Genomic DNA, 20,422 nt, shown 5'->3' on the forward strand with positions numbered 1-20,422 from the left:
CTATCTAAGAAATGATAAAACAATATTTAAGACAAGCATGGACACTGATAAAGCAAAACAAGCTTTTTACTTCTATCTATGTGGTGGGTACAGGGCTTTCCATTGCCTTGACCATGACTATATTCATTATCTTTTATGTGAAGTTTGCTCCGATTTATCCGGAGTACAACCGTGATAGGATATTGACAATTAAGGCAATGAAATGTTATCCTAGGACAAATAAGGAAAGTTGGAATTGTAATAGCGGTGCTTCCTACTATCTGGTGGATAAGATGCTGAAAGATTTACCTCATTTGGAAGCTATCGGTGCCGGTACACAGGATTTTATGGGTAATAATACGATAGCTTTGCCTGATAAGAAAGAGGTAATGACGGTAAATCCATACTATGCTGATTCCGGGTTCTGGTCTGTGTTCTCTTTTCGCTTTTTGACCGGGAAACCTTTTACTCAGGCTGATGTAGATGCCAGTTTGCCTGTAGCTGTTTTGTCGGAAAGCCTTGCTAAACGCATTTTTGCTTCGACAGATGTAGTAGGGAAATATTTCACCCTCAATGGTAAGGAGTTTCGTGTGTGTGGAGTTGTGCAAGATGTGTCGAATGCCACTCCTGATACGGCAGGTGACTTATGGATACCTTTGTTTTTACAATCATGGGTGTCCCGAACGTCTGAGGGTGAGAAACTGATAGGTAATGCCCATATTTATATGCTTGCTCCGACATCGGCTGATAAAGAAGCTTTGCGTGCCGAAGTACAGGATGTTTTTCGTAAATACAATCTTCAGACTTCCGAATATGAAAATGATTTGATGGAGCAGCCTGATGATTTTTGGAAAAGCACGTTCCGAAAGAATTCTTGTGGTGCACCCGATATAAAAGGGGAGGTGATGGGAATAGTATATATATTGTTGGCCCTGCTTTTCATTCCCGCCATGAATTTGAGCGGCATGATTTCATCGCGTATGGATCATCGTTTGTGTGAGTTGGGTGTACGCCGGGCGTATGGAGCCACCAATAAAATATTGTTGGGACAGGTGTTGTGGGAAAATCTGCTGTTGACTTGCCTGGGCGGGTTGGTCGGTATCTTCATATCCTACTTGATTGTACTGAGCGCAAGTGACTGGATACTTACCTTGTTTGATAATTATGTCGATGATCCGACAAAGACTCCGTTCCTCACCTTCGAGATGTTGTTCAATCCGGCAGTGTTTGGCTTTGCTTTCGGGCTTTGTGTGCTGCTTAACCTTATTTCGGCATTTGTACCTGCCGTATGGTCTTTGCGCCGCACTATCATTCAGTCACTTAATTCAAAACGCTAAAATGGAGATACGATTATGATAAAGAAAATTATATGTCAGTTGTGGAACCAGCGAAGAATGAATGGCTGGATATTTATAGAACTGGTTATTGTCAGCGTTTTCCTTTGGACGGTGGTCGACCCTATTTATGTGCTGACCGCTACCGGGCTTATTGATCCGGGGTATGATGCGCATGAAAAATATGTAGTAAAGATAGATGCTTATGATGCTTCCAATACGAACTATCAGCAGGAAATGGCTACAGATTCTCTCAACAAAGAGGCTTATAGTCGCATTATCCGTGTGGTGCGTGAGCTTCCTGAGGTGAAAGATTTCTCTGTCGCTTCCACTGCCAGTTTCCCCAATTGTGGTTCGTGGAACGGAGCACAGATATTTAGTGACACGGCAAACATTGAAAATGATAAATACGTGCATACGCAGTATTATGAAATGTATATGCAGGACGGCAGTAATATGTTTCGCACTTACGGCATGAAAGATGCTTTTACGGGAGAGGAGATACATATACCGGCAGATGTGGCAACGCGTCATAAAGTGTTTGTATCGGAGTCTTTGGCACGGGCTCTTTATGGAAAAACGGATGCGGTGGGGCAGAAGATATATTTTAGGAATAAGAATAGTTTTGAGATTGCCGGTGTGTTTAAAGATTATAAGCACCGCAAGTATGAGCAGCCTTACCCTTTGTTGGTATGGGCGTATAGTGAGATAGAAGGTAACACTTATATGCATTGGAGATATAGCATCACTTTTTCGCTGAAAGAGGGAGTAGATGCCGATGTATTTGAGCAACGTTTCAATAAAGAAGTGATGCTCCAACTTAAAGCGGGTAACTTTTATTGTGCCGGGCTTCAGTCTTTCGAGGAGGTCAGTTATCTGTATGCACAACGAAGTGGTGTCATCAATCAGCTTCGCCTGAAATATTCGTTAGCCGGATTTGCGCTACTCTGTATTTTCTTGGGGATGGTAGGTACTTTCTGGATTCGCTGCAATGCACGCCGTCAGGAGATAGGTATCATGCGTAGCATGGGAGCATCAGAAAATTCAGTCCGTAATCAGTTCCTGACGGAAGCTTTTTTATTGGTTACGGTTGCTTTTGTGGCGGCTCTTCCGGCGGTTGTCCATCTGGTGCACGAAATAGGGTTTGCCACTTTCTCTTCGGGAGGCGGAATGGCAGGATATAATATGAGTTTATGGCAAAACCAACCTGTAGCCCATTTTTGCATCGTTACACTGATAACTTATATCATATTGCTCGTCATCGCCTTGATAGGTACCTATATACCGGTGAAGCGCGCTTCACATATATTGCCTGCCGATGCTTTGCGTGACGAATAGTTCCCGATACTCACGAAATCGGGCAGAGTGTTCGTTTTCGGACACTTTAGACTGGATTCAAGCTGTTGAAAATAAGATGTTTATCTGTTTGGCATAGCTTTTGAACATTAAAAGATAATGGATTAGATAAAGATAATAATAACAATTAAAAATAAAAACGATTATGGCAATGATTAAATTAACCGGTATCAACAAGATTTACCGTACAAATGAAATTGAGACCTTGGCACTTGAGAATGTAAATCTGGACGTGGAAAAAGGTGAGTTTGTAAGTATCATGGGGCCCTCAGGATGTGGAAAATCTACCCTTCTGAATATCATGGGCCTGCTGGATGCGCCCAGTAGCGGTAAGATTGAGATAAACGGTACGTCGGTGGAAAACATGAAAGACAAAGAACTGGCGGCTTTCCGTAACAAGACGCTTGGTTTTGTTTTCCAGTCTTTCCATCTGATTAACTCATTGAATGTGATTGACAACGTGGAACTTCCTTTGCTCTATAGAAAAATGCCGGCCAAAGAACGTACACGTTTGGCAAAGGAAGTGTTGGAGCGTGTAGGGCTGAGCCATCGTATGCGCCACATGCCCACTCAGTTGTCCGGTGGTCAATGCCAGCGTGTAGCCATTGCGCGTGCCATTGTCGGTAATCCTGAAATAATCCTTGCCGATGAGCCCACCGGTAACTTGGATTCAAAGATGGGTGCGGAAGTGATGGAACTATTGCATAAACTGAATAAAGAAGACGGACGCACCATTGTAATGGTAACTCACAATGAAGAACAAGCCAAACAGACTTCACGCACGATTCGCTTCTTTGACGGACGTCAGGTGATGTAAAATCGTGCATTTCTCACTCGTAGATGCGGGCTTTCCACCTGCTTCCACGATGAAAATGCGCTATGCCGAGGTATAAAAAAGTGTATAAGAGCAATGATAAAGCAATTAATAAGACAGACCATAGAGTTATTGCGCCATAACGTGTTACTGAGTGTCATCAGCATATTGGGTACAGCCTTTGCCATTTGCCTGATAATGGTCATGGTGATAGCTTGGCAGGTAAAATACCGTGGTGCCTCTCCCGAAACGAATCTGGAGCGTACTATGTTTATCAAATCCTTCACCATCGGGCTCACCTCACAGAATGGATGGTATACTTCGTGGTATTGCACACCGGCACTGATGAAAGACTTGGTGCTTCCGTCTCCTTATATAGAAACGGCTACATCGGCTACGGCAGTTTCGGTCGCTGTGCTTGCCACGCCCGATGAATCTGCGCGTGCCAGTGTGGACTTTCGTTATACGGATGCCATGTTTTGGAAAGTGTATGAATTTGACTTTATAGACGGACGTCCCTTTGCAGATACAGACCTGCAGGATGACGGCAGTGAGGCCATTGTCATATCTGCCGGCGTAGCACGGCGCCTGTTTGGTACGGAGCATGTTGCCGGTCGTTCGGTTTTGATGAACCGTCATTTCAAACGTATAGTGGGGGTGGTGCGTAATCCTTCGTTGACGGCTATCCATGCTTATGCACAACTATGGTGTATGTATCCGGCAAATTTGTTACAGACTCCTAAAGAGGCGGGTGAATATGCAGGCGACTTCGAAATAAGTATTCTTGCCCGCAATGCGAAAGATTTTCAATCGATTTATGATGATATTCATAACCGGAAAGCACAAATGAATACTTCTCTTGCCGATTATGAATTGAATATATACAATCAGCCTGACGATTCGATGACGGCACGCAACCGTATATTCCCTGATCCTGACATGAAAGGAATGTATTGGCAATATGGCATTGTCCTGTTTATTATTTTGTTGGTTCCGGCATTGAATCTTTGCGGTTTGTCGGGCAGCCGTATGCAGCAACGGATGAGTGAGTTGGGAGTGAGAAAGGCGTATGGAAGCACTCGTATGATGTTGGTGCGGCGCATACTGGATGAAAACCTGATATTGACGATATTGGGTGGAATTGTAGGATTTGCTTTCAGTTATGGGGCGGTGTATCTGTTGCGGGGGTGGATATTCTCTACCTTCTGGACGGTATATTCTCATGGGGAAATGACACTTCCGGTTTCTTCTTTGTTCAGCCCGGCCGTTTTTGCTTATGCTTTGCTGTTCTGTTTGCTGATGAACCTGCTCAGTGCCGGTATCCCGGCATGGTATGCTTCCCGAAAACCCATTGTTGTTTCTTTAAACGATAATTAGCTTTATGAGATTTATTTATCACAATTTGAAGATGTTGATGAACCGGGCACGTAACAATGGTTGGGTGTTGGGCGAGCTTTTTGTGGTGTTCATAGTCCTGTGGTTTTTGTGTGATTCCATTGGGTGTTTCACTTATACGTTTACTCGTCCGCTTGGGTTCGATTATAGCCATGTGTATGAGTTGCAATTGGATGCCGGAGGTGAGGAACGTGATACCACGCACTCTTATATAGAGAAAGTATTGATGGTTCGTGACCGTCTTCGCCGGATGGACAGAGTGGTGGAAGCGGTAGGTTTGCACTATAGTTCCGATCCGATGGGAGCTTCCAATCGTTGGAGTGCTTTTTTCTGTAATGATTCGACTTCGGTGTCTGTACGTTACGCCATGATGGACAATGATATGATGAAGGTCTTCCGTTTCCGTCCGGAGCCCGGGCAACCTGACTTTGCTTCGATGCCTGTGTCGGATTCTTATGGTATGGTTACCCGTATGCTGATTCATTGGATGCAGCAGCGTAATCCGGCCTTTACCAGAGATTCCATTCTCCGTACCGGCAAAGACGACGAGCGCGGCATACGCATCTATTCCGTGTTGGATGATTTCCGTCCGGGACGATTTGAAAAATCACAAGGTTGGTTTATCAAACGTATTGATGACAATCTCATTACTACGATAAATATGCCGCTTACGGTGACGATACGTGTGCTTCCCGAAGCGGACAGAAGTGACTTCCCGGCTTATTTTTTGAAAGAGATAGCTCCTGCCATTGAGGTGGATAATGTAATGGTGATGAATCTGGTGCCCTATGAAAAGATTGTGGACAGCCATGAATCTGATGGCAGCCGTGACCGTTTGCAGACCCATTCTTTTGTGGCGCTCTTCCTGTTGGTGAATGTTTTTATGGGCATTGTCGGTACGTTTTGGTATCGCACTCGCCGGCGCCGTAGTGAAATAGCTTTACGCATGAGTATGGGAAGCTGTCGCAGACAAGTGAGGCGGTTGCTGCTGGGCGAAGGGCTTATCTTGTTGACGGTTGTTGCAATTCCTGCTACTATTGTATGCCTGAATGTGGCATTGGTGGAACCTTCTGTCGGCAATAGTCCGTTGATAGCCGTATGGCCGGTAGAATGGAGTACATTCCGGTTTGTGGCAGGCATTAGCGTTACCTGGTTATTGATGGCGCTAATGATTGTTTTCGGCATTTGGATGCCTGCTACACAAGCTATGAAGATTCAGCCTGCCGAAGCGTTGCATGAGGAATAAGAATATATATAGATACAATGATGAAATAAATTTTAGTGTAAATGAAGAAGATAATACAACAAGCCTTTTTTCAGTTGCGTAATCAGCCCTTGCTCAGTGTGATAACCATTTTGGGTACCGCACTTGCCATCGCCTTGATTATGGTGATACTGATAGTATATCAGGCAAAGACGGCAGATTATGCCCCTGAAGTGAACCGTTCCCGTTCGCTTTACGTCAAGTGGGAACGTACTGTCTATGATAAAAAAGACCCCAACAGTGCGGGGCACTCTCGTCCTTCATTGTGGCTGGTAAAGGAGATATTCTATCCCTTGACTACTCCGGAAGCGGTTACCGCCACTTACGAGGGAGGAGAGGTTCTTGTGGGTACCATCGGTTCCGATGAAGAAATGAATACTCCGCTTATGTTGACCGATGCCGCTTTCTGGAAAGTATATCAATTTCGTTTCTTGGCGGGCAAGCCTTTTACTGAAGCCGATTTCCAATCGGGATTGAAGCAGGCAGTCATTGCCAAGAGTGTGGCACGCCGGCTTTTCGGAGGGGTGGAGAATGCCATAGGAAAAGATATTCTGGTTAACTTTGCCACCTATACAGTATGTGGTGTGGTGGATGACGTGAATCGTTTTTGTGAGTTTACCTGGAGCGAAGTATATGCGCCCTACACCTCTAATGCTGTGGCTAACGAGGCGGAGGCGGGGCAGACCAGCGGCAATAATGTCATTACCATCCTTGCCCGTTCCACCGACGACTTTGATGCTATCCGCAATGAAGTGGCTCGTAGCGTGGCGCAGATAAACACGACCTTGGGTGATATGGAATTGCAATTGATGGGGCAGCCCGATAATTTCCGTATGCAGCTCAATCGTAAGTTTGCCAATCAATACGAGAACCTGAATGCCAATTTCTGGAAGTATGGTATTATGATACTGATTATTCTTTTGGTTCCTGCCATCAATTTGAGTGGGCTGACCAATACCCGTATGCGCCGCCGTTTGGAAGAACTGGGCATCCGCAAGGCTTTTGGTGCGACTCGCAATGAACTGGTATGGCAAGTATTGAACGAAAATCTGGTACTGACCGTTATGGGCGGACTGTTAGGATTGGCATTATCCTATCTGTTCTTGTGGCTGATGAGTGACTGGTTGCTACAGACGGTATGGGGAGCCACCGCTACGATGAACGTTTCCATGATAAGCCCCCTGATATTTCTTGTTGCATTTGGCTTTTGCCTGATACTCAATATGTTTTCGGCCTATGTGCCTGCATGGAGAGTGGCGCATACTCCAATTGTAGATTCGTTGAACGAAAAACTCTGAAACCATGCTGATACATATATTAAAGATTATAAAGAACAACCTTCGCGCCAATTTGCTTTTGGTGGCTGGAATATTTGTGATTGCCACTTCTTTGTGGTATGCCGTAGACTATGTATATGCTGTGGCGGTCAACGGACAGAAATCTCTCGGCTTTGAATGGGAGAATGTTTATTATATACAAGTGGGTGTGTTGCCTCAAGAAAGTTTGGAACGTGATACGGCCAGCCGTTCTCCCGAGACGATGACCGGTGAATATCTGGAATTCTGCAGTCGCTTGCGGCGCCATCCTGCAGTGAAGGATTTGTGCTATACCCGTATGCATTTCCATTATGTGTGGAAGAATGGGACTCAGACTGTCTTTCGTGATACTTTGCAGGCAAGTGCTTATACGCGCATGGTCAGTCCCGGTTATTTCGCCGTGTTCGGGGTGAAGGGGGCAGACGGATGCTCTCCCGAAGAACTTTCGAAACGTGCCCGCCCCGAAGAAATGGTGATGACGGACAATCTTGCACGTTACCTGATAAGTGGAAAAGGAAGAAAGGAATATACGCCCCGCAAAGGTGTGGAAATGGTAGGCAAGCTCGTGAGCTTCAATAAGGATGGAAGCGATTCTGTCCGGGTATCTGCTGTTTGCGAAAATCAGAAATACAACGAATATACTTCGCAACAAGCGGCATTTTATTATGTCCGTAATGATGGATTTAAATGTACGTATGCCAGTATTCCTTATCAGGACTTGTTCATTCGCGTAAAGGCGGATGCCGACCGCCCCGGCTTTGTAGAGTCTTTCCGCAAGGAGATGAAGAAGCAGCTTCGGGTGGGCAATCTCTATTTGGCGGATATGCGTCCGATGAGCCAGTTCCGCAATGAACAATTGTCGGATTACCGCAGCGAACTTTATACTTATCTGGCTATTGCCGGTTTCTTCTTGATTAATGCATTCTTGGCGGTACTTGGCACTTTCTGGTTCCGTACCCAACACCGTCGGGAGGAACTTGCCATCCGACTCACTTCGGGAGCTACGCCTCGTAGTCTTATGGGGCTATTGATGGGAGAGGGCATCTTGTTGGTTACCTTTGCTTATATTCCGGCATTGTTCGTTGCCTATAATCTGGGTGTTTCCGATTTGGTAAACACGTGGCCGGTGGAATGGAGTATCGGGCGTTTTGTTATCGGAGGAATACTCACTTATCTGCTTTTGTTGTTGGTAGTGGTGTTCAGTATTTGGTTCCCGGCTCGTCAGGCTATGCAGATTCAGCCGGCCGAGGCGTTGCATGGGGAATAAGTATAAAAAACAACAGGATTGATGAAACAGTTATTAACACAAGCATTGCATTTGATGCGGCAAAATCCGTTTCACACGGTTATCAGCATTATGGGAACGGCTGTGACCATTGCTTTTATTATGGCAGTGGTGATGATTTATGATTTCCGGACAGCAGACATCTCGCCTGAAAACTCTCGTAGCTGTATGGTTTATACAGGAAGAGGGATGACCTATCGCAAAGCGGACCATACCAATATAAGCTCAGGGATGGGGCGCAAGGCATTTGAGGTGCTGTTTGACAGCCTGCCCGGAGTAAAAGAGGTGACCTGGTATCGGGGTGTGTCAAAGACACCTTGCAGCATGGCTGCTTCCAATGAAACCTTTCATTGTTTTGTGCGACCGGTAGCCTCCAATTGGTTTAAATTCTTTGATTATGAATTTGTATCCGGCCGGGCATTTACGAAAGAAGAATACGATGCACGCCGTAGGGTAAGTGTGATTACCGAGCGGATGGCATTGCAATTGTTTGGGACAGTGGATGTGATTGGCCGAGAGTTCTTGTGTAATTTCGTTTCTGCTAAAGTGGTGGGTGTAATCAGAAATGTGAGTGCTATTTTTCAGACTGCTTATGCGGATATTTTTATCCCCTTTTCATTAGAGGACGAAGAGTTATATTCTTCGTGGACAGGTGGCTTGGGAGGGATTCGTTTAGGCTTGCTGAAATTGGAGCCAGGCATCACTCCCGATGATATCCGTGTAGAAGTGCAACGCAGGCAAGACCGTTTGAATAGTGCTGCCTTCGAGTATGCTTTTGAGATGAAAGAACTCTATACGCATACAGAATATACTTTCTTTCGTGGAAAGGATATCAGTGCATCGTTGGTTTACGGTCTGTTGATAATAATATTGCTCATTGTTCCTGCCATTAACATTTCGGGCATGATGCATGCACAGATGCAGGAGCGTGTCACTGAATTTGCCGTTCGTAAGGCGTATGGTGCATCGCGTGTTTCTATAATGGGACGTTTGTTTGCCGAAAATATGTTGACAGCTATTGTGGGTGGTATTTTGGGGTATGTACTTTCTTGTTGTATGGTGTGGATAGGGCGTGTATGGTTATTCGGAAGCGGTGATGTGGAATTGTCAGGCATCAGTCTGGAGGGCGGCTTGCTGCTTCGTCCCAATTTGTTTGCATTGGTATTCGGTATATGTGTTTTGTTTAATATGCTGTCGGTATTGTTGCCTGCCTGGATTACTACCCGGCGGAATATAGCAGTGGCTATCAAAGGAGAATAGGAAGGAGGAAATATGATAAAAAGTTTATTTAGACAGATATGGAATCAGCGTTACTCCAATGCTTGGGTATGGATGGAATTGATGGTGGTACTTGTGTTGTTGTGGTATGGAGTGGATTTGGTCTATAATTACGAGGCGGCAGCTATTCAGCCCAAAGGATATGATACTGAAAACGTATTCGATGTTGAGTTGGGCATAAAATCTGAATTACAAAATGATTCTGTGCTGATGAGTCGCTCATCGGCATATTTGGAACAGATTTACAAGTTGATTCAGGAATATAGGGGAGTGGAGGAAGCGTGCTTTTATTATGGTACAATTCCTTATTCCAAACATACCATGCATGAAGGTTACGCCCCCCATTCGGATTCCACTCATTTGGTAAATTGTTATATTCGATATGTTAGCCCGACTTATTTTAAAGTTTTTCGTTTGAAACCATCGGCCGGTACTTTTGAGGAAACTCGTTGGCGTGAAGGCGAATACCCGATACCTGTAATGATGAGTGTTACGCTAAGCGACTCATTGTTTGGCGATAGGGGCTGCATTGGAGCGACTTGTTTTAATCCTTATTTTCTCCAAAGTCAATATCCTGTAACCAATTATAAAGTAATGACTGTGTTGCCGGCTCATAAGACAGATGATTATGAGAGATACAAGCCTTTTATTTACTTGCCTAGTTCTACTTTAACTTCTTGGCATCATATAGCAGTACGTGTTTCATCCGATGCCACAGTTGGTTTTAAAGAACGTTTTATGAAGGAAATGCAGGTGAAGCTGGCCATTGGGCCTTATTATTTGTATGACATGAACTCGTATGCGGATATGAAAGAGGCTTTTGATATTGAGGAAGGAACAGTGAACTATTTGAATACTGCTTATGCTGTTATTGTATTCTTTATATTCAATGTCTTTTTGGGAATGTTGGGTACATTTTGGTTTCGCACAAGGAAACGTGCAGGGGAGATTGCTTTACGTATGGCAATGGGAAGCAGCAGAATAGGCGTATTTATATATTATTCGCTGGAAGGAATTCTACTTTTGTTATCAGCGGCGGTTCCGGCTGTGGTTATCTGCATTCATATGCAGTTGGCTGATTTAAATGTACATACATTGATGGATGCCACTTCAGGGCGGTTTGTTTTCTGTTTCTTGGTGGCCTTACTGTTATTAGTGGTTATTATCTTATTAGGTATTTGGTTCCCGGCTCGTCAGGCTATGCAGATTCAGCCGGCCGAGGCGTTGCATGGGGAATAAGAGTATGAAAGGAAAGTTGATAAAAGTTGCTTTCACGCATTGCACCCATTGAATCCCTTTGTTTATCGGTGTTTGATGTGAAAGGAAGCGGTGAAGGTTGCTTTCACACGGGAATCCCCATGAATAGGAGGTTTGAGCACCGTTATGTGTGAAAGGAGATTTCATCAGTTCTCTTTTCCTAAAAAGACCTTGTTCTTTTCGAAAAGCTTCAAGGTCTTTTTTGAAAGCTTCAAGGTCTTTTTTTAAAAGGCCTAGGTCTTTTTTCTAAAAGACAAACACAATGATGTACTGATGGTATATTATTAATCATTTTATATAAATATGTAATGAAAAGAAAACTATTTTTTATTTGTCTCCTATCTGTAGTGTGTATCGTAGGTATGGCTCAAGATATTACTAGATTTTATTTTGCCGGCTATAGGGTTGTGGTTATACCATCTGAAGAATTCCGTATCGATATCAAACACCCGGAATTGGGAGAAAAGAAGATAAAGGGAAATACATTGAGTCTGAAGTTGATAGATGCGGAAGGAAAAATGCCCAAGGATACTGTCATCGTGTATACCAATGCTATTCGAGAGATAAGGATGGACTATTCGGTGTTGGCCATGGAGAAGGCATTCACGGTTGATTCACTGAATATAACTTTGGGTTCTTCGCATGGAGCAATTGCAGTCGATGCCAATTTTTTAAATATCAGCTTGAATGCCGCAAGTAATTTGGTTGTAGCGGGAAAATGCAAGAAATTAAGAACCCGGACTAATGGTAAAGGTAATGCGCTTAACTTGGATTCCTTTCTTGTCGAATCAAGAGAGTAGTGTTAAGAGGCAATGACAAAGATAAATAATCAGCTGTTCGTATATGAATAGAGTGTTCGATTTCGGACACTCTATTTTTATATTAACTCCTTATTATTCAATGATATAAACTTTTGGCATGCCATTTGTCTGTTCTCTTGCAAAAAAGAATCATAAGACAATGAAGAAAAAAGTAATATCTCTGTTTATGTCCATCGGCCTTTCAATGACCGTCGGAGCGCAGACACAGACTGAAGAACATCAACGTCCCATTACGCTTGACGAGGCAATTGTGATAGCCCGCACTCAGAGTGTGGATGCAGCCGTGGCATTGAATGAATTGAAAACCGCTTATTGGGAATATCGTACTTTTCGTGCCAATCTGTTGCCGGAAATGAATCTGAAGGCTACACTGCCCAGCTATAACAAAAAATATAATTCATATCAGCAGGAGGACGGTACTTATACCTATGTCCGTAATAATAACTTGCAGATGAGTGGCGAATTGTCCATTGACCAAAATATTTGGTTCACAGGCGGTACGCTTTCGTTGAACTCTTCTCTTGATTTCCTGAAACAATTGGACGGTGACAAGTCTAAACGCTACATGTCTGTGCCTATCGCCTTGACGCTGAACCAGCCTATCTTCGGCGTTAATAACATCAAATGGGATCGCCGTATAGAGCCTGTGAGATATGCCGAAGCAAAAGCCTCATTCCTCAGTGCTACCGAGAATGTGACAAGAACGACCATCAATTATTTCTTCAATCTTTTGTTGGCAAAAGAAAATGTAAATATAGCCCGACAGAACTTGGAGAATGCCAAGAAGTTGCACGAAGTGGCAAAGGCTAAGCGCAGTATGGGGCAAATTAGTGAAAATGATTTATTGCAATTGGAATTGAATGTGCTGGATGCCCGTTCTACCTTGACCGATAACGAGAGTACCTTGAAAAGCCGTATGTTCCAACTTCGCTCTTTTTTGGCGTTGAGCGAGGATGAAGACTTGGAACCGGTCGTTCCGGGAAGTATCCCTTCGGTTTTGCTTAATTACGATGATGTGCTCGACAAGGCACTGACTAATAACTCTTTTGCTCAGAATATCCGTCGCCGTCAGTTGGAGGCTGATTATGAAGTGGCAAAGGCCAAAGGTGACCTTCGCGAGATAACATTGTATGCGCAGGTCGGTTTTACGGGAACGAATAATGAGCTGAACACCGCATACCGTAATCTGAAAGATAATCAGATAGTGGAAGTCGGCTTCAAGATTCCTATTCTGGACTGGGGCAAGCGCAGGGGGAAAGTAAAGATTGCAAAGAGCAACCGCGATGTGGTGGAAAGCAGATTGCGTCAGGAAACAATGAACTTCAACCAGGATCTTTTCATCCTTGTAGAGCAGTTTAACAATCAGCAGATGCAGCTTCAGATAGCCAATGAAGCGGATAAGATTGCCGAGAAGCGTTATAATACCAATGTGGAGACTTTTATGATTGGAAAGATTTCCACACTCGACCTGAACGATTCTCAGTTGAAGAAGGACGAGGCGCGGCAAAAGCATATCAATGAATTGTATGCCTATTGGTCTTATTACTATCAGATTCGCAGCCTTACTTTATGGGACTTTACGGACAATACAGGCATTGATGCGGATTTTGAGAAGATTATCAAGCAGTAATTGAATAATAATTTCTATTTTTGCATCATTATGATATTGATTATAGACGATGATAGTGCCATCCGTTCTTCTCTCAGCTTTATGCTGAAAAGAGCAAAGTATGAGGTTCAGGCGGTTGCAGGTCCGCGGGAAGCGATAGAAATTGTCCGTTCTGTGGCTCCTCAATTGATTTTGATGGATATGAATTTTACTTTGTCCACCACCGGAGAAGAAGGATTGACGCTTTTAAGGCAAGTAAAGATATTCCAACCCGATGTTCCTGTGATATTGATGACCGCATGGGGAAGTATTCAGTTGGCCGTGCAGGGTATGCAGGCAGGAGCTTTCGATTTTATCACGAAGCCGTGGAACAATGTCGCTTTGATGCAACGTATAGAAACGGCTCTCGAACTGACTGCCGATAAGCAGAAGCCTGAAGTGCCGGTAGTGGACAATGACGGTTTTGACCGCAGCCATATCATCGGAAAGAGTAAGCCGTTGATGGATGTGCTGGCTACCATCAAGAGGATAGCCCGCACCAATGCGTCTGTGCTGATTACGGGCGAAAGTGGAACCGGCAAGGAGTTGATAGCCGAAGCGGTGCATATCAATAGTCCCCGTGGCAAGAAACCGTTCGTAAAAGTAAATTTGGGAGGCATTTCGCATACATTGTTTGAGAGTGAGATGTTCGGCCATAAGAAAGGAGCGTTTACGGATGCCACTTCCGACCGTATGGGACGTTTTGAACTGGCAGACAAAGGAACTATCTTTTTGGATGAGATAGGAGACTTGGACTTGAGTTGCCAAGTGAAATTGCTTCGGGTGTTGCAGGAGCAGACCTTTGAGGTTTTGGGTGACAGTCGTCCCCGTAAGGTGGATATCCGTGTGGTGAGCGCTACCAATGCCGACCTCGCCCAAATGGTTCAGGAGCATACTTTCCGTGAAGATTTGTTCTATCGCATTAATCTGATAACGGTACATCTTCCTGCCTTGCGCGAACGCCGTGAAGACATTCCCTTGTTGGTGCGTCACTTTGCCGATAAGCAATGTGAAGCAAACGGCTTGCCTAAAGTGGACTTTACGGTAGAAGCGATGGACTACCTCAGCCGATTGCCTTATCCGGGGAATATCCGCGAATTGAAGAATCTGGTGGAGCGCACGTTGCTGGTGAGCGGTAAACAGGTGCTGATGTCCGAAGACTTTAAAGCGCAATACCAATGTCCGTTGGAGCCGAAAGTGACTGCCAACTTACAGGGTATGACACTGGAAGAGATTGAAAAGCAAACCATTTTGCAGACATTGGAGAAGTATGGTAACAATATGTCTCAGGTAGCAACGGCACTCGGTATCAGCCGCGCTGCCCTTTATCGTAGATTGGAGAAGTATAATATTGTGGTAAACGATTAAATTGGAACATGAAGCTGAAGTTCTTTTTCTTTATACTCTCATTACTGTTGCTGGCTGTCTGGGGAGTCTTGCTGGTGCTTTCCCTTAAGGAACGTGGCATGCTTTTTTATATGGTGGAGGGACTTATTACTTTCAGCCTCATCTTTCTTGTCTTTTTTTACCGTAAGGTGGTTAAACCGTTGGATACTATCGGCAATGGTATGGATTTGCTTCGCGAACAGGATTTCAGTAGCCGGCTCACTCTGGTGGGACAGAAAGAGGCGGATCGCATTGTTCTCGTCTTCAACCGCATGATGGAGCAATTGAAAGATGAACGACTGCGCTTGCGCGAGCAGAATCATTTTCTTGATTTGCTGGTCAGCGTATCTCCAATGGGACTGATTATCCTCACTCTTGACGGACATATTTCAATGATTAATGCTGCTGCGCTCCGTTATTTGGACTATGCGGCAGGTGATGAAGTGAAGGGGCGTTTGCTTTGTGAGCTTACCTCACCTTTGGCGGAAGAGATAGAACGCATACCGAAAGATGCCAGTGAGACGGTTCGCCTGAGTGACTCCATGATTTACCGTTGTTCGCGGCTTTCGTTTGTCGACAGGGGATTTGCCCATCCGTTTATCTTGATAGAGAGCCTGACTTCCGAGGTGGTAAAGGCGGAGAAGAAGGCTTATGAGAAGGTAATCCGCATGATTGCGCACGAAGTCAACAATACGGTGGCGGGCATTACTTCTACCCTTGATACGGTGGATGGTGCTTTGGAATGTATGGACGATACCGAAGATTTGCGCGAAGTGATGAAGGTATGTGTGGATCGTTGTTATAGTATGAGCCGTTTCATCACAAACTTTGCCAATGTGGTGAAAATCCCCGAACCACAGTTACAATCGGTTTGTCTGAATGAGCGTGTGGCAGCCTGTAAAATGTTTATGGAGACTGTTTGCCGCAATCGTAATATTACGCTGCACATGACTTTATGTGATGAAAATCCGCGTGTCAATATGGATACATCTCTATTTGAACAGGTGCTGGTGAATATTATAAAGAATGCCGCCGAGAGTATCGGTGGAGAAGGCAATATCTTTATCCGCACCTCTGTCTTTCCCACCATGCTTGAAATTGCCGATACAGGGGCCGGCATCAGTAAAGAGGTGGAGGCGAAATTGTTCAGTCCTTTCTTTTCCACCAAGCCCAATGGACAGGGTATCGGCTTGATATTTATTCGTGAAGTGCTGATGAAGCATGGATGTACGTTCTCTTTGCGCACTTATTCTGACGGATTGACCCGCTTCCGTATCCGTTTCAATGTTTAATCTTGCTCTTGTAGACTTCACCCCGTCCTATTACTTCCTTTACAAAATTGAAAGTTTCCACTCCACGGAAATAGCCATTCTTGCAAACAGGATCGTTGAAGTATTCTTCATTGCTTTTCAGAAGGATGTAGTCGGCCACATTGTTGTCCCAAATGTACTTGTTCTTTCCGTATTTCTCGGCCAGTGCCATGGCGTCTGTGACATGTCCGATACCGGCATTGTAGGCTGCCAGAATAAACTTAATCCGTTCGTCGGGGTCGGGAATACGGCTGAAAGAGTTGGCAGTGGCGGCAATATATTTCACGGCTGCTTTAATGCTTTCTTCCGGGTTCTGTTCCATTCCGGCGGGAACACCCATGGCCCATGCGGTGCGGGGCATCAGTTGCATTAATCCTTTGGCACCTGCCCATGAGACAGCGGTAGTGTCGAAGTTCGATTCCGTATAGGCCAGCGAAGCCAGCAACCGCCAGTCCCAGTCAATCTCTTTGGCATATTTCTTGAATAACGGGTCATAGTGGGATATCTTTCCTTTCTGTACGGATAGGATAGAGCCGTGAGGCATCCGCTTGCTGATTTCAAAGTAACGTTTACTGCTTGCCCGGTAAGACGGAGAAGTCATGTTCTCCTGATGCCATCGGGTAGCTGCAGCTGCCAGCAGGGGAGAGGTTTTTCTTACCGCCCACGAAGCACGTTGGTCGAAACTGATGGCAAGGGAAATGTTCAGATTCGGATAATATGTTTTGTTGAGTTTGGCCAGGTCGTTGTCGCAGATGGCATAATCGATGCTGCCGTTGGACACCTGCATGATGAGGTCTTCGGTGGTAACACTGTCGTTCTCTACTTTATGAATCAGGATGCCGCCGCCCAGTTCCTTGTCCAGGTTTATCAGGCGGTCGAGGTACTTGCCGGGTTTCACATACACTTCTTTACCTATCAGTTCGGTCACATTCTTCAGGGGGGGCACCTTGTTGCCGTTTCGTTGCACCAGCACTTGGTGGGTGATGATGTCTTCACCGCAAAACTCTACGCTGTCTTTAAACTCCTTCGTGATGGGAAGGTTATAAGCTATTAAATCGCCTTCGCCGGCCAGTAATTTATGTACCAGGTCGTGTGTATTCTTGGCAACTTCCACCTTTAGTTTCACACCGAGTGAACGGGCGAACTGTTCGGCCAGTTCATATTGAAACCCCATCGGTTCGCCCCGGTAGTTGAAATAAGAAGTCGAACTGTTGAGGGTCAGCACTACTAATTCCCCGCTGTCTTTTATTTGCGGCAAATCATAATTTGTCACTTCATTGCTCTGCGGCTTCGGGCGGCACGCCATCATGCAGATACAGGCGAGAAGAAGTAGCCAGACTTGTTTCATTTGCCCAGAATCTTTTCGATATATAACTTAAGGATTTCAATCGCCTTCTGATTGTTGCCTCCATTGGGGATAATAATGTCGGCATACTGCTTGGTCGGCTCGATGAATTCATCATGCATCGGCTTCAGGACATTGCGGTATTTGTCTATCAGCATTTCCAGAGGATGCCCTCTTTCCACCATGTCACGGGTAATGACACGCAACAGACGTTCGTCGGGTTCTGCATCTACAAAAATCTTCAAGTCCATCAGGTCACGCAATTCTTTGTCGTACAAACTCATAATCCCTTCTACGATAATGACTTCCTTTGGCTCTATATGAATGGTTTCGGAAAGACGTGTACATACAATATAGGAATAGGTGGGCTGCTCGATGGAGTGTCCTTTGCGCAGCTCGGCTATCTGTTGCTCAAAAAGCGGCCAGTCAAAAGCGTCGGGATGGTCGAAGTTAGTCTGTTTACGCCTTTCCAAAGGAAGGGAAGATTGGTCGTTGTAGTAAGAATCTTGTGGAATAACAGCAACGGAACCTTCGGGCAGGCTCTCTATTATTTTCTTGACTACGGTGGTCTTTCCTGAACCGGTTCCTCCGGCTATACCAATAATTATCATAATAATAGGATGTATTTTAAAACAAAACTGTTATTTTTGCATCAGGCTACTTGCGTTAGCCGGTGTTTAGTTACAAAAGTAGAATAATTAATTAAAATATCAAGTATGGTAAAGCATATAGTTTTATTTAAATTGAAAGAAACACTTCCGCAGGAAGAAAAACAGAAAGTGATGAATGATTTTAAGGTTGCTATCGAAGCATTGCCCGCAAAGATTAATTTCATTCGCAAGATATTTGTCGGTCTGAATATCAATTCTGCCGAAGCGTGGGATATTTGTTTGGAGAGTGAGTTTGATACATTGGCAGACGTCAATGCGTATGCAACTCATCCCAATCATGTGGCGGCTGCCGGCATCCTGAAAGATGCGAAAGAAGGACGCGCATGCGTGGATTACGAATTCTAAATGTAGCTTATGAAAAAGATAATCAATCCCTGGAAGGGGATGGAAGGATATAATTGCTTTGGCTGCGCACCCAATAACGAAGCCGGAGTGAAGATGGAATTTTATGAAGATGGCGACGAGGTAATCAGCATTTGGAAACCTCAGCCACAGTTCCAGGGATGGATTGACACGCTGCATGGCGGCATACAGGCTGTGTTGCTGGACGAGATTTGTGCGTGGGTGATTCTGCGCAAGATGCAGACCACCGGTGTGACTTCGAAGATGGAAACCCGCTATATGAAACCTATCAGTACGAATGATTCACATATCGTGCTGCGTGCTTCTATCAGGGAAGTGAAGCGCAATATCATTTTGGTGGATGCGGCTATCTATAACAATAAGGAGGAATTGTGTACCAAAGCGCTTTGCACTTACTTTACTTTCTCGCAGGAGAAGGCAAAAGAAGAGATGCACTTCTTGCATTGCGATGTGGAGAACGACGAGCAGCTTCCTTTAATTTGAAAGAAAAACCGAAGTTTTTATGATAATTATTTGCTGTATTCATTTTAATACTTTATTTTTGTCGCAAATAAAAAGAAAAACTATGGTTAGAACAGCTACACATCATCATCATTTTCCTAACGAATAACGCGGTGGGCTGTGATGATATTGTAGTATGATGATATAAGGGCTTGCCGATGCGGTAAGCCCTTTTTTATTCACTTGAACAATAATAATCAAAAGATAGAAAATATGCTTAGAATTGCAGTACAATCCAAAGGCCGTTTGTTTGAAGAGACAATGGCATTGCTACAGGAAGCGGATATCAAGATTTCCTCTTCCAAAAGAATCTTATTGGTACAATCCTCTAATTTTCCCATCGAGGTGCTTTTTCTTCGTGATGATGATATTCCCCAATCCGTGGCTAGCGGTGTGGCCGACTTGGGCATTGTGGGGGAGAATGAGTTTTTGGAACGCAAAGAAGATGCAGCCGTTATTAAACGGCTGGGGTTCAGTAAGTGCCGTTTGTCTTTGGCCATCCCCAAGGATGTGGATTATCAGGGCTTGCCTTGGTTTGAAGGCCGTAAGATTGCCACTTCCTATCCGGGTATCTTGAAGGAATTTATGCAGAAGAATGGCATCAATGCAGATATTCATGTCATCACCGGTTCGGTGGAGATTGCTCCGGGAATCAGTTTGGCAGATGCTATCTTTGATATTGTGAGTTCGGGTTCTACATTGGTCAGCAACAGTCTGAAGGAAGTGGAAGTGGTGATGAAGAGCGAGGCATTACTGATTGGAAACAAGAATATGTCCGAAGATAAGAAGGAGATATTGAATGAATTATTGTTCCGCATTGAAGCGGTGAAAGCGGCGGAAGATAAGAAGTATGTATTGATGAATGCGCCTGCCGACCGGCTGAAAGAGATTATTGCAGTATTGCCCGGCATGAAGAGCCCCACGGTGATGCCTTTGGCACAAGAAGGTTGGTGCTCTGTACATACGGTGTTGGATGAGAAACGTTTTTGGGAGATTATCGGAAAACTGAAAGCATTGGGAGCGGAAGGTATCCTGGTATTGCCCATAGAGAAGATGATAGTGTAAAACGAGAAGGTATTCCATCTTTAAAAAGAAAGAC

General features: G+C 44.6%; 18 protein-coding genes. 16 read left to right on the forward strand and 2 right to left on the reverse strand.

Annotated features, from left to right (window positions below; genetic code table 11):
* Positions 1-11 precede the first annotated feature (11 nt).
* The 13 genes from IR173_RS06580 to IR173_RS06640 all read left to right on the forward strand — a co-directional run bounded on the left by IR173_RS06580 (position 12) and on the right by IR173_RS06640 (position 16,425).
* Complete coding sequence (locus IR173_RS06580) at positions 12-1,316, forward strand: ABC transporter permease (RefSeq protein ID WP_237038876.1); 1,305 nt, start codon at positions 12-14, stop codon at positions 1,314-1,316.
* A 15-nt stretch (positions 1,317-1,331) separates the two neighbouring features.
* Positions 1,332-2,651, forward strand: coding sequence for an ABC transporter permease (locus IR173_RS06585; protein ID WP_237038877.1), 1,320 nt, complete (start codon positions 1,332-1,334; stop codon positions 2,649-2,651).
* 169 nt (positions 2,652-2,820) lie between these two features.
* Positions 2,821-3,486: an ABC transporter ATP-binding protein gene (locus IR173_RS06590; protein WP_005940428.1), complete on the forward strand. Its 666-nt coding sequence runs from the start codon at positions 2,821-2,823 to the stop codon at positions 3,484-3,486.
* Between the two features lie 93 nt (positions 3,487-3,579).
* On the forward strand, positions 3,580-4,860 hold the full coding sequence (locus tag IR173_RS06595) for an ABC transporter permease (RefSeq protein WP_237038878.1): 1,281 nt from the start codon (positions 3,580-3,582) through the stop codon (positions 4,858-4,860).
* 4 nt (positions 4,861-4,864) lie between these two features.
* Complete coding sequence (locus IR173_RS06600; RefSeq protein WP_237038879.1) at positions 4,865-6,124, forward strand: ABC transporter permease; 1,260 nt, start codon at positions 4,865-4,867, stop codon at positions 6,122-6,124.
* 41 nt (positions 6,125-6,165) lie between these two features.
* On the forward strand, positions 6,166-7,440 hold the full coding sequence (locus tag IR173_RS06605; RefSeq protein WP_237038880.1) for an ABC transporter permease: 1,275 nt from the start codon (positions 6,166-6,168) through the stop codon (positions 7,438-7,440).
* 4 nt (positions 7,441-7,444) lie between these two features.
* The gene (locus IR173_RS06610; RefSeq protein ID WP_237038881.1) at positions 7,445-8,725 is read left to right on the forward strand and encodes an ABC transporter permease; all 1,281 of its coding nucleotides are present in this window, start codon (positions 7,445-7,447) and stop codon (positions 8,723-8,725) included.
* 21 nt (positions 8,726-8,746) lie between these two features.
* Positions 8,747-10,003, forward strand: a complete 1,257-nt coding sequence (locus IR173_RS06615) for an ABC transporter permease (RefSeq protein ID WP_237038882.1) — start codon at positions 8,747-8,749, stop codon at positions 10,001-10,003.
* A gap of 12 nt (positions 10,004-10,015) precedes the next feature.
* Positions 10,016-11,260 carry an ABC transporter permease gene (locus tag IR173_RS06620; RefSeq protein WP_237038883.1) on the forward strand — a complete coding sequence of 415 codons (1,245 nt, stop codon included), beginning with the start codon at positions 10,016-10,018 and terminating at the stop codon, positions 11,258-11,260.
* Positions 11,261-11,586: 326 nt separating this feature from the next.
* Positions 11,587-12,078 (forward strand): GIN domain-containing protein, encoded by a 492-nt coding sequence (locus tag IR173_RS06625; protein WP_237038884.1) that lies wholly within the window; start codon positions 11,587-11,589, stop codon positions 12,076-12,078.
* Positions 12,079-12,238: 160 nt separating this feature from the next.
* On the forward strand, positions 12,239-13,729 hold the full coding sequence (locus IR173_RS06630; RefSeq protein ID WP_237038885.1) for a TolC family protein: 1,491 nt from the start codon (positions 12,239-12,241) through the stop codon (positions 13,727-13,729).
* A gap of 30 nt (positions 13,730-13,759) precedes the next feature.
* Positions 13,760-15,115, forward strand: coding sequence for a sigma-54-dependent transcriptional regulator (locus IR173_RS06635; RefSeq protein WP_237038886.1), 1,356 nt, complete (start codon positions 13,760-13,762; stop codon positions 15,113-15,115).
* Positions 15,116-15,123: 8 nt separating this feature from the next.
* Entirely contained in the window at positions 15,124-16,425 is a 1,302-nt protein-coding gene (locus IR173_RS06640; protein WP_237038887.1) for a sensor histidine kinase, read from the forward strand.
* Here the strand turns inward: IR173_RS06640 and IR173_RS06645 are convergent.
* Entirely contained in the window at positions 16,415-17,791 is a 1,377-nt protein-coding gene (locus IR173_RS06645; protein ID WP_237038888.1) for an MltF family protein, read from the reverse strand. The genes IR173_RS06640 and IR173_RS06645 overlap by 11 nt on opposite strands.
* Complete coding sequence (gene udk, locus IR173_RS06650; protein ID WP_237038889.1) at positions 17,788-18,399, reverse strand: uridine kinase; 612 nt, start codon at positions 18,397-18,399, stop codon at positions 17,788-17,790. The genes IR173_RS06645 and udk overlap by 4 nt, the downstream gene beginning before the upstream one ends.
* 105 nt (positions 18,400-18,504) lie before the next feature.
* Here udk and IR173_RS06655 point away from each other — a divergent pair, with 105 nt between their 5' ends.
* From IR173_RS06655 to hisG, 3 genes are all read left to right on the forward strand, one after another.
* On the forward strand, positions 18,505-18,804 hold the full coding sequence (locus IR173_RS06655) for a Dabb family protein (protein WP_237038890.1): 300 nt from the start codon (positions 18,505-18,507) through the stop codon (positions 18,802-18,804).
* A 9-nt stretch (positions 18,805-18,813) separates the two neighbouring features.
* Entirely contained in the window at positions 18,814-19,305 is a 492-nt protein-coding gene (locus tag IR173_RS06660) for a PaaI family thioesterase (RefSeq protein ID WP_237038891.1), read from the forward strand.
* 231 nt (positions 19,306-19,536) lie between these two features.
* Positions 19,537-20,388: an ATP phosphoribosyltransferase gene (gene hisG, locus IR173_RS06665; protein ID WP_237038892.1), complete on the forward strand. Its 852-nt coding sequence runs from the start codon at positions 19,537-19,539 to the stop codon at positions 20,386-20,388.
* The last annotated feature ends 34 nt before the right edge of the window (positions 20,389-20,422 follow it).

The sequence above is a fragment of the Phocaeicola faecalis genome, assembly GCF_021730445.1.
Classification (GTDB): domain Bacteria; phylum Bacteroidota; class Bacteroidia; order Bacteroidales; family Bacteroidaceae; genus Phocaeicola; species Phocaeicola faecalis.

Coding starts and splice junctions, on each gene's coding strand:
- IR173_RS06630 (WP_237038885.1), top strand. CDS start 12,239: ATGAAGAAAAAAGTAATATCTCTGTTTATGTCCATCGGCCTTTCAATG.
- IR173_RS06615 (WP_237038882.1), top strand. CDS start 8,747: ATGAAACAGTTATTAACACAAGCATTGCATTTGATGCGGCAAAATCCG.
- IR173_RS06655 (WP_237038890.1), top strand. CDS start 18,505: ATGGTAAAGCATATAGTTTTATTTAAATTGAAAGAAACACTTCCGCAG.
- IR173_RS06580 (WP_237038876.1), top strand. CDS start 12: ATGATAAAACAATATTTAAGACAAGCATGGACACTGATAAAGCAAAAC.
- IR173_RS06585 (WP_237038877.1), top strand. CDS start 1,332: ATGATAAAGAAAATTATATGTCAGTTGTGGAACCAGCGAAGAATGAAT.
- IR173_RS06635 (WP_237038886.1), top strand. CDS start 13,760: ATGATATTGATTATAGACGATGATAGTGCCATCCGTTCTTCTCTCAGC.
- udk (WP_237038889.1), bottom strand. CDS start 18,399: ATGATAATTATTGGTATAGCCGGAGGAACCGGTTCAGGAAAGACCACC.
- IR173_RS06595 (WP_237038878.1), top strand. CDS start 3,580: ATGATAAAGCAATTAATAAGACAGACCATAGAGTTATTGCGCCATAAC.
- hisG (WP_237038892.1), top strand. CDS start 19,537: ATGCTTAGAATTGCAGTACAATCCAAAGGCCGTTTGTTTGAAGAGACA.
- IR173_RS06610 (WP_237038881.1), top strand. CDS start 7,445: ATGCTGATACATATATTAAAGATTATAAAGAACAACCTTCGCGCCAAT.
- IR173_RS06620 (WP_237038883.1), top strand. CDS start 10,016: ATGATAAAAAGTTTATTTAGACAGATATGGAATCAGCGTTACTCCAAT.
- IR173_RS06625 (WP_237038884.1), top strand. CDS start 11,587: ATGAAAAGAAAACTATTTTTTATTTGTCTCCTATCTGTAGTGTGTATC.
- IR173_RS06645 (WP_237038888.1), bottom strand. CDS start 17,791: ATGAAACAAGTCTGGCTACTTCTTCTCGCCTGTATCTGCATGATGGCG.
- IR173_RS06600 (WP_237038879.1), top strand. CDS start 4,865: ATGAGATTTATTTATCACAATTTGAAGATGTTGATGAACCGGGCACGT.
- IR173_RS06590 (WP_005940428.1), top strand. CDS start 2,821: ATGATTAAATTAACCGGTATCAACAAGATTTACCGTACAAATGAAATT.
- IR173_RS06605 (WP_237038880.1), top strand. CDS start 6,166: ATGAAGAAGATAATACAACAAGCCTTTTTTCAGTTGCGTAATCAGCCC.
- IR173_RS06660 (WP_237038891.1), top strand. CDS start 18,814: ATGAAAAAGATAATCAATCCCTGGAAGGGGATGGAAGGATATAATTGC.
- IR173_RS06640 (WP_237038887.1), top strand. CDS start 15,124: ATGAAGCTGAAGTTCTTTTTCTTTATACTCTCATTACTGTTGCTGGCT.